The 7,862-nt window shown below is 59.1% G+C and carries 5 protein-coding genes; 4 read left to right on the top strand and 1 reads right to left on the bottom strand.

What is annotated here, in order from left to right:
- The coding region (locus tag ACE3PH_RS07555; RefSeq protein WP_374317499.1) for a beta strand repeat-containing protein at positions 1-3,176 on the top strand (3,176 nt) is incomplete at its 5' end.
- Positions 3,177-3,203: 27 nt separating this feature from the next.
- On the opposite strand, the gene murI is transcribed toward ACE3PH_RS07555, so the two are convergent.
- A complete protein-coding gene (gene murI, locus ACE3PH_RS07550; RefSeq protein WP_374317497.1) occupies positions 3,204-4,052 on the bottom strand; it encodes a glutamate racemase in 849 nt (282 codons plus the stop codon).
- A gap of 174 nt (positions 4,053-4,226) precedes the next feature.
- Between murI and ACE3PH_RS07545 the strand changes: the two genes are divergently transcribed.
- The 3 genes from ACE3PH_RS07545 (at position 4,227) to ACE3PH_RS07535 (ending at position 7,817) form a co-directional block, all read left to right on the top strand.
- Positions 4,227-4,976 carry an electron transfer flavoprotein subunit beta/FixA family protein gene (locus ACE3PH_RS07545; RefSeq protein ID WP_374317495.1) on the top strand — a complete coding sequence of 250 codons (750 nt, stop codon included), beginning with the start codon at positions 4,227-4,229 and terminating at the stop codon, positions 4,974-4,976.
- 11 nt (positions 4,977-4,987) lie between these two features.
- Positions 4,988-5,917, top strand: a complete 930-nt coding sequence (locus tag ACE3PH_RS07540) for an electron transfer flavoprotein subunit alpha/FixB family protein (protein WP_374317493.1) — start codon at positions 4,988-4,990, stop codon at positions 5,915-5,917.
- A 94-nt stretch (positions 5,918-6,011) separates the two neighbouring features.
- The gene (locus tag ACE3PH_RS07535; protein WP_374317491.1) at positions 6,012-7,817 is read left to right on the top strand and encodes an acyl-CoA dehydrogenase; all 1,806 of its coding nucleotides are present in this window, start codon (positions 6,012-6,014) and stop codon (positions 7,815-7,817) included.
- Positions 7,818-7,862: the final 45 nt, after the last annotated feature.

The raw sequence follows: 7,862 nt of genomic DNA, 5'->3' as shown, positions 1-7,862 counted from the left end.
CGACGACGCAGATTGCGGCCGTGGAAACCGGAGACATTGCCGGCTTTGACACCACGCAGATCAAGGCACTGAGCAGCGCTCAGGTGGCTGCGCTGACGACCAACCAGGTTGCGGCGATCGAAACCGGCGACATTGGGTCGCTGACGACGGCTGCCATACAAGGGCTCAACACCAGCGATATCCAGGCCTTGAGTACGGATCAGGTCGCTGCGTTGACCACGGCTCAAGTAGCTGCCTTGAAGACCAGTCAAATTGCTGCATTCGAGACAAATGACATTGTCGCGTTGACAACGCTGCAGGCCCACGCATTGAGCAGTGCGCAGGTCGGTGCATTGGATATGAACCAGGTCGTTGCATTGGCTACGGATGATCTGGCGGCTATTACCACCACGGCTATCCGCAGTCTGTACACGACGGGCATCTTCAACTTCTCGACCGATCAGGTTCAGGCCTTGACAACAGGTCAGGTAGCAGCGCTGACAACGACCCAGGTGCTGGCGTTGGGTGATGCGGGCGTGGCTGCATTGACCACAGATCAAGTCAAAGCATTGGGTAGTGCTCAGATCAAGGCGCTGAATACGTCTGAAGTGGCAGCGTTGACCACCGATCAGGTCGGTGTGCTTAGCACGGCACAGGTTGCGGCAATCACAACCTCGCAGATCAGTGCCATTGAAACAGGTGATCTGGCCGCATTCTCAACCACACAGATCAAGACACTTGGCAGTGCGCAGGTTGCTGCCTTGACGACTGATCAAGTGGCAGCTATCGAAACCGACGACCTGGCAGCACTGACCACGGCTGCACTGGTTGGCTTGACCACGAGTGGTGTGCAAGCATTGACAACCGACCAGATCGCAGCGCTCACGACCAGCCAGATTGCCGCGTTGAAGACCAGTCAGATCGTGGCCATTGAGACCGGCGACCTTGCTGCAATGACCACCTCGGAGATCAAGGCTCTGGGCAGCGCTCAAGTGAAGGTGCTGACAACTGATCAGGTTGTCGCATTGACCACCGATCAAGTTGGTGTCCTGACTTCGGCGCAGGTGGCAGCCTTGACGACCAGTCAGGTCGCTGCGATCGAGACGGGCGATATTGCTGCATTCGGCAGCAGCCAGATCGCATCTTTGACCAGCGCTCAGGTTGCTGCACTGACCACCAATCAGGTCGCTGCCATTGAGACCGACGACATCGATGCCCTGACTACAACTGCCATTCGAGGTCTGACCACGGATGCGGTCGCGGCGCTGACTACTGACCAGGTCGGTGCCTTGACGTCTGCGCAAATCGTGACCATGAGCACGTCTCAGATCTCCGCCATTGAAACTGGTGATCTCGCGGCCTTTGGCACGCTGCAGATCAAGGCGCTGAGCAGTGCCCAGGTGGCGGCCTTGACGACCAATCAGGTCGCCGCGATCGAGACTGGCGACATCGGTTCACTGACCACCGCTGCAGTTCAAGGACTGACAACCAGTGGCATTCAGGCTTTGACCACTGATCAGGTGGCATCGCTGACGACCAGCCAGATCGTGGCGCTCAAGACCGCACAAGTTGTGGCTTTGGAGACCGATGCGGTCAACGCCTTGACAACGGATGAGGCGAAGGCTTTGACTGTCGCGCAGATCAAGGTGCTGACCACCGATCAGATCGCGGCCCTGTCCTCTGATCAATTCGATGTGCTCACCACGGCACAAGTGGCTGCACTGACAACGACACAGATCGCAGCGATTGAGACTGGTGATCTGACGGTACTGGATGCGGCACAGATCAAGGCCTTGAGTAATAGCCAGGTGGCAGCCTTGACCACAGATGAGGTCGTTGCACTGACTACAGATCAGTTTGCGGCTGTCACTACTGCCCAATTGGCTGCCTTCACTACAACTCAGATTGCGGCGATTGAGACAGGTGATATCGAGGCATTGAGTTCCGCTCAGATTGCCGCATTGACCAGCTCTCAATTGGGTGCGTTGTCAACCAATCAGATTGCCGCCATCGAGACGGATGACATCCACGCTTTGGCAACAGCCGCTCTGCGTGGGTTGACTACCGATGCCGTTGCTGCGCTGTCGACAGATCAGGTTGGGGAGTTGACCACTGCCCAGATTGCATCGTTTACAACCGATCAGGTTCATGCGATGCAGACCGAGGATCTGCACGCCTTGAGCACCTCGCAGTTTGCTGCACTCACGACGTCTCAAATCGCGGCCTTGTCGACAGACCAGTTCGCATCGCTCTCGACGGATGACATCGCTGCATTGACCACAGCACAGGCAGCGGCACTGACCACGGATCAGATCGTTGCATTCACGACCGATCAAATCCTTGCACTGGAGACGGCAGATATCAAGGCCATGTCCATGACCCAGATTTCCTCGTTCGAAACGAGCGATATTGCGGTCATGACCGGCACGCAGTTGGATGCCATGGTTGCGGCTACGCCAATCGTGCTGGATCTGAACGGCGATGGGGTGAGCACCGTGTCGACGATCGCAGGGGTTCAGTTTGACTTGAATGCAACTGGTACATCCTCGACCGTTGGTTGGGTGTCGTCTTCTGACGGTCTGCTGGTGATGGACCGAAATGGCGATGGTCTGATCACCTCTGGCTCAGAACTGTTCGGTGGCGCAACACAGACTTCCAGTGGCCAGCGTGCAGGCAACGGCTTTGCAGCCTTGGCGGACCTGGACAGCAACCACGATGGCTTGATCTCTGCAAGCGATACGGCCTTCAAGCAGCTTCAGGTCTGGGTAGACGCGAACCAGGATGGGGTGACTGAAGCAGGTGAACTGAAGTCACTGTCGGAGTTGGGGATTGTTTCGATCAATCTGCACGCCCAGACAGGCACAACGGTAGACCATGGCAACCTGCTTGGCTTGGTGTCGAGTTACACCACCAGTGATGGACAGACGAAGGCCATCGCTGATGTCTGGTTCCAGAAGGAGGCATCGTCGTCCGCATCTGCGTCAGACACGACTGTGACACTGACTGACGTTCTGTCTGATGGCAAGGCCACTTCGACGGCATCGGCGGCGTTGGCCACGCTGTCTGGCACCAGTGCCGACAGTTCGACGTCAACGGCCACTGTGGCAGCAGCGTCTACTGACACCAACACTACTGTGGTGGTTGATGTCAGCAAGGACCTGCTGGAGCAGCAGAACAACGTGACACCGTTGATCTGACGTTGAAGCCGGCTGATCCGGCTTGCCTCAGGCCTCAGGCAGGGGGTGAGCCGGACAGTCAAGTCCCAGCCATGACCGGGCTACTTTGGCCAGGTGCGCGGGGTCTGCACTGGACCAGAGTTCAGTCAGGCCCCGCGTTGTTTTCTGCTGCTCAGGCAGGCGCATGGTCACCAGTCGTTCCCCGATGCGCGTGGTGTGACGTGCTACAGCGTCCGCTGTGTCGATGATCTCGACGGCGTTACCCAGTGCCTGCTTGAACAGGTTCTGGACGAAGGGGTAGTGGGTGCAGCCCAGTACAGCCGTGTCGACTTCGGCCGCGCGCAAGGGCGCTGAAAAGGTTTCCACCAGATCGCGCAGGCGAGGGGAGTCCAGTTCACCGAGCTCAATCTCCTTGGCCAGCCCGGCACAGGCTTGCAGTACAACATATGCATCCTGTGCATGGTTGTCTATGAGCGCCTGGAATTTCTTGCTGCGCAGGGTGGATGGTGTGGCCAGCACGCCAACCCTGCGGTTGCGTGAGTGCGCCACAGCTGGTTTGACACCTGGCTCGACGCCAATGATGGGCACATGGGCCCATTTTTGACGCAGGTGGTGAACCGCTGCCGCCGTGGCCGTATTGCAGGCAACGACCACCACATCGGCCTGACGGGTCAGCAAAAACGACGTGATGAAGCGGGAACGGTCTTCGATGAATGAATCGGATTTTTCACCATAGGGTGCGAATCCGGAGTCAGCCACGTACACAATGTCCGACAGCGGCAAATGAGCGCGTATGGCCGACAGCACAGACAGGCCCCCCAACCCGGAATCGAACATGCCGACGGTCAGTCCGTCACCGTTGAACGACTGGGATGGGGCTTGGCTGGTTGACATCATGTTGTGATCTTGTTGTGTCAGCCTGTTCAAGCAGGCTGCAAAGCAAATATTTTCCCCCGGATAGAGGGAAACGCTCACCGTTTGCGTAGAAGTCGCGCTAGAATCGAACGATCGTGCTTTTTTGGGCGCGGCTTATTTCAATCAACTCTTCCTCATGACGCAGGAGAACAACGCATGAAGGTTCTGGTTCCGGTCAAGCGGGTTGTCGACTACAACGTGAAGGTTCGCGTGAAGTCTGACGGCTCGGGTGTCGACATCGCCAACGTCAAAATGAGCATGAACCCCTTCGACGAAATTGCCGTCGAAGAAGCCACCCGCCTGAAGGAAAAGGGTGTGGTGACGGAGATCATCGCTGTGTCGATCGGCGTGGCTCAATGTCAGGAAACCCTGCGTACGGCGATGGCCATTGGTGCAGACCGTGGCATCCTGGTTGAAACCGACGTGGAAGTGCAACCTCTGGCCGTGGCCAAGGTGCTCAAGGCGCTGGTGGACAAGGAAAAGCCTGATCTGATCATCCTGGGCAAGCAAGCCATTGACGATGACAGCAACCAGACCGGCCAGATGCTGGCTGCGCTGACCGATCTGCCGCAAGGCACCTTTGCCTCGAAGGTGGAAGTGGCTGATGGCAAGGTGGCTGTGACCCGTGAAGTCGACGGTGGTCTGGAAACCGTGTCGCTGAGCCTGCCGGCTGTGGTGACGACCGACCTGCGTCTGAACGAGCCGCGCTACGTGACGCTGCCCAACATCATGAAGGCCAAGAAGAAGCCCCTGGAAACCGTCAAGCCGGCGGATCTGGGTGTGGACGTGGCCCCCCGTATCAAGACCCTGAGCGTGGCAGAACCTGCCAAGCGTTCGGCTGGTATCAAGGTGCCCGACGTGGCCACCCTGGTCGACAAGCTGAAGAACGTTGCCAAAGTGATCTGAGGAGACAACGCATGACCGCTCTCGTTATTGCTGAACACGACAACAACAGCATCAAGGGTGCCACCCTCAACGCCGTGACGGCAGCCAAGGCTCTGGGCGACGTGGTCGTTCTGGTGGCTGGCTCGAACGCCGGTGCGGCTGCGGCCGCTGCTGCCCAGATCGCTGGTGTGTCCAAGGTGCTGCACGCTGATGCGGCTTACCTGGCCGATGGCCTGGCAGAAAACCTGGCCGCCCAGGTGCTGGCCGTGGCTGGTGCATACAGCCACATCGTGTTCCCTGCCACCGCTTCGGGCAAGAACGTGGCCCCCCGCGTGGCTGCCAAGCTCGATGCTGCTCAGATCTCCGAAATCACCAAGGTGGTGTCGGCCGATACCTTCGAGCGTCCCATCTATGCCGGCAACGCCATTGCCACCGTGCAATCGGCCGATGCCGTGAAGGTGATCACCGTGCGTGGTACCGCATTTGACGCTGCTGCCACCACCGGTGGTTCGGCAGCGGTGGAAACCGTGGCTGCCGTGGCTGATTCGGGCAAGTCCTCGTTCGTGGGTCGCGAAGTGACCAAGTCCGAGCGCCCCGAGCTGACCTCCGCGAAGATCGTGGTGTCGGGTGGCCGTGCGCTGGGTTCTGCCGAGAAGTTCAACGAAGTGCTGCCGCCGCTGGCTGACAAGCTGGGTGCTGCGCTGGGTGCTTCGCGCGCTGCCGTCGACGCAGGCTACGCCCCCAACGACTGGCAAGTGGGTCAGACCGGCAAGATCGTGGCACCGCAGCTGTATGTCGCTTGCGGCATCTCTGGCGCCATCCAGCACTTGGCCGGCATGAAGGATTCGAAGGTCATCGTGGCCATCAACAAGGATCCGGAAGCCCCGATCTTCCAAGTGGCCGATTTCGGTCTGGAAGCCGACCTGTTCGTGGCCGTGCCCGAACTGGTCAATGCACTGTAATCTGGGGTTCCATGGCAGACGTCATGTCTGACTGAGAACACCACCAGGGGCGTCTTACGGGGCGCCCCTTTTGTCGTTTACCGGAGAACAACACATGTCATATCGCGCCCCCGTCAAAGATCAGCTGTTCTGCATGAAGGAACTGGCCGGCATCGATCAAGTGGCTCAGATTCCTGGCTTCGAAGAAGCCGGTTATGAAACCGCTCAGGCCGTGCTGGAGGAAGCCGCCAAGTTCAACGAAGAGGTTGTTGCACCTCTGAACTGGAGTGGTGACCAGGACCACGGATCGTGGGACAACGGTGTGGTGCGTGCCTCTCCGGGCTTCAAGGAAGCCTACAAGGCGCTGACCGAAGCCGGGTGGCAAGGTCTGCAGCAGCCGGTTGAGTACGGTGGTCAAGGCCTGCCCAAGCTGATCGGTGCGGCCTGTATCGAAATGACGATGTCGGCCAACCTGGCTTTCTCGCTGTGCTCGATCCTGACCACGGGTGCGACCGAAGCCCTGTTGACGGCTGCCAGCGAAGAGCTGAAGCAGCGCTACATCCCGAAGATGATCTCGGGTGAGTGGACGGGCACGATGAACCTGACCGAACCGCAAGCCGGTTCCGATCTGGCGCTGGTGCGCTCGAAGGCCGTCAAGCAGGCCGATGGCACCTACCGCATCTCCGGTCAGAAGATCTTCATCACCTGGGGTGAGCACGACATGGCGGACAACCTGGTCCACCTGGTGCTGGCTCGTACCCCGGATGCGCCCGAAGGCGTGAAGGGCATCTCGCTGTTCGTGGTGCCCAAGTTCATGGTCAACGAAGACGGTTCGCTGGGCAAGCGCAACGATGTGTTCTGCGCTTCCATCGAAGAAAAGCTGGGCATCAAGGCATCTCCGACCGCCGTGCTGGTTTATGGCGATGACAAGGGCGAAGTGGGCCCTGGTGCCATCGGCTACCTGGTGGGTGAAGAAAACCGTGGCCTGGAATACATGTTCATCATGATGAACGCCGCCCGCTATGACGTCGGTATGCAAGGCATTGCCGTGTCCGAGCGCGCCTACCAGCACGCTGTGGCCTACGCCAAGGACCGTATCCAGTCGCGTCCGGTGGATGGTTCCGCCAAGGAGTCTGTCGCCATCATCCACCACCCGGATGTGAAGCGCATGCTGATGACCATGCGTTCGCTGATCGAAGGTGAGCGCGCGATGGCTCTGGTCGGTGCGGCTGCCTATGACACAGCCCACCACCACCCAGACGCCGAGGTGGCCAAGAAGGCCCAGGCCTTCTATGAGTTCCTGGTGCCGCTGATCAAGGGTTACAGCACCGAGAATTCGGTAGAAGTGACCTCGCTGGGCGTGCAGGTGCATGGCGGGATGGGCTTCATCGAGGAAACCGGTGCTGCTCAGTACTACCGTGATTCGCGCATTCTGCCGATCTACGAAGGTACGACTGCCATCCAGGCAAACGACCTGGTTGGTCGCAAGACCGCTCGTGACGGTGGCGCCGTGGCCAAGGCCGTGGCGAGCCAGATTGCTGACCTGGAAGCCCAACTGGCTGCACGCAGCAGTGCAGCTTGCAAGACCTACGCAGCTCAGCTGAAGGCTGGTCGCGAGGCTTTCCTGGAAGTGGTTGACTTCGTGCTGGCCAACGTCAAGAGCAACCCGAACGCCGTGTTTGCCGGTTCGGTGCCCTACCTGATGCTGGCGGCCAATCTGGTATGCGGCTGGCAAATGGGGCGTGCCCTGATCGTTGCCGAAGACAAGCTGGCAGCAGGTGAAGATGCCGATTTCATGGCAGCCAAGATCGCTACCGTGCGCTTCTATGGCGACCACATCCTGCCGCGCGTGGCTTCTCAGCGTCTGTCCATCCTGACGGGTGGTGAGTCGGTGACGGCCATGGCTCTGGACGCGTTCTGATCAGTCAGGCCTGTTGCAGGATAAAAAAAGCCACCCCTAGGGGTG

The sequence above is a fragment of the Aquabacterium sp. genome (assembly GCF_041909175.1).
Classification (GTDB): Bacteria; Pseudomonadota; Gammaproteobacteria; order Burkholderiales; family Burkholderiaceae_C; genus Aquabacterium.
Note: the sequence above shows the minus strand (reverse complement) of the source record. Positions and strands in the feature narration are given on the sequence as shown.

Coding starts and splice junctions, on each gene's coding strand:
- ACE3PH_RS07535 (WP_374317491.1), top strand. CDS start 6,012: ATGTCATATCGCGCCCCCGTCAAAGATCAGCTGTTCTGCATGAAGGAA.
- ACE3PH_RS07540 (WP_374317493.1), top strand. CDS start 4,988: ATGACCGCTCTCGTTATTGCTGAACACGACAACAACAGCATCAAGGGT.
- murI (WP_374317497.1), bottom strand. CDS start 4,052: ATGATGTCAACCAGCCAAGCCCCATCCCAGTCGTTCAACGGTGACGGA.
- ACE3PH_RS07545 (WP_374317495.1), top strand. CDS start 4,227: ATGAAGGTTCTGGTTCCGGTCAAGCGGGTTGTCGACTACAACGTGAAG.